Source organism: Melioribacter sp. Ez-97 (assembly GCF_051488665.1).
In the GTDB taxonomy this organism is placed as follows: Bacteria; Bacteroidota; Ignavibacteria; order Ignavibacteriales; family Melioribacteraceae; genus Melioribacter.
Window position 1 is genome coordinate 1 of the sequence record NZ_JBPSEG010000027.1, and the last position, 1,851, is coordinate 1,851.

The 1,851-nt window shown below is 33.1% G+C and carries 2 protein-coding genes; both read left to right on the forward strand.

The window, feature by feature from the left end:
* A partial coding sequence (locus ACSSWA_RS14850; protein ID WP_437357427.1) for a FlgD immunoglobulin-like domain containing protein occupies positions 1–385 on the forward strand: 385 nt, incomplete at its 5' end.
* A gap of 56 nt (positions 386–441) precedes the next feature.
* Positions 442–1,851: C13 family peptidase (locus ACSSWA_RS14855; RefSeq protein ID WP_437357429.1), on the forward strand; the 1,410-nt coding region annotated here is incomplete at its 3' end.

Here is a 1,851-nt window from a genome sequence, read left to right on the forward strand (position 1 = left end):
GATATTTACTTTGCAGAACTCATCTCCACTTCCTTTTGATTGGACTTTCTATCAAGGCGAGTGTTTACCTTTAACAGAAGGAGAATTAACAAGCTTTGTTCCTCAAGAATTTCTACTTGAGCAGAATTACCCTAATCCTTTTAATAACATTACTTTAATCACCTACCAATTACCACGAACAGAAGTAATTAATTTAACGATATATAACATAAGAGGAGAAGTAGTAAAAAAATTAATAAGAAATGAAATAAACTTGCCAGGACGTTACATAATTACGTGGGATGGTAGAGATGAAAATGGGAAGGAAGTGAGCAGTGGCGTTTACTTTTATATGTTACATAGTATAAATTATAGAAATGGTAGAAAAATGATTCTTCTCAAGTGAGCAATTCCTACTGTTGATAAAAGAATAACTTCAAGAATAAATAAGAGGAGGATTTTATGTTTATTAATAACACAAAACCTCTAATTATTAATTATATTTTAGTAATTTTATTTACTATTTTATTAACGGTAACATACGACATATCCTACGGTCAGATCACAAAGCAGGATGCAAAAGATTGGATACTTAAAGAATTGTTAAAAGAAAAACTTGGTAAAGTAGATGTTTATATATCCAAAGATATTGTTCGTAAAAAAGACGGACTTAAACTTTGGAAAAAACAATTAGCTGTTCCATATACAGAATGCTGGATATTTTTTGTTGACGAGATGCCTTTTGCTAATTGGGAACATCCGTGCAGTTACATATTTGTTAACAAAGAAACAGGAGAATACGAAATTGTGAAAGAAAAAATACATCCTGCTGATCTTAATCAATTTGAAGTGATATCAAACGTAAAACATCAAGGTGGTCTGGGTAAAATGCTAAAAACATATACCCCCTCTGTAATACAAACCGTATCGCCCAATGAACATCTTTATGCAGTAATAATAAATGGTTGTGACTGGCAGCGCTACTGGAACGATATATCTGCTATGTATTGTACATTGGTTGATGTTTATGGGTACCCCGAACAAAATATTCTCGTGCATTATGGAGATGGTACAAGTTCTTTTGGAAATGATTTTAATAATGATAATATTAATGATATTGATTATAATGCAAATAAAAGTACAATAGAGCGAACTTTTAGAAATTTGGCTGGCGAATGGACAAATGATCCTAATGTTCCAGAGTTGGGGCCCGATGATCAATTATTTATATTTATTGATGATCACGGTGGACATAATGGAAGTTCTTCTTACATTTGTTTACAAGACTATGATTTATATCCTGACGAATTAGCAGATTATATTGAAAATATTAATTGCTCTTCAATGATTTTCGTGATGGAACAATGCCACAGTGGCGGATTTGAAAATGAAATTACTAATGTGACAAATGCAGCTTGCAAACATAGAGTTATTCATACAGCCTGTGGGGAATATGAATATTCATGGGCAGAAATTTGGATTAGTAATGCTATGTATGATGAATTCGTTTTTTACTGGACTGCTGCTGCAAGAGGTTATTACCCGGATCCAAATGGAGATTATCCTTGGCAAACTAGTTATGCAACGGGTAATTTCCCATTCGGTAATTATTTTGCCTCGCACCCTTCTGATTATAATCCAGATGATAATGAAGATGGGAAAGTACAAATGGAAGAAGCATTTACTTATGCGAATGATTTTGATACAAGGTCACCCGTGGGCTATTATAACCCATATGATGGGTCAGAAAATCCGGTTACAAATAATATGAGTGGATTTCAGGAAGACTTGCTTGATTTAACGGGTTTTTCTGGAACAATTTACAACAATCAAACTATAAGCGGAGACTTTATTGTATCAGGTGATTTATCA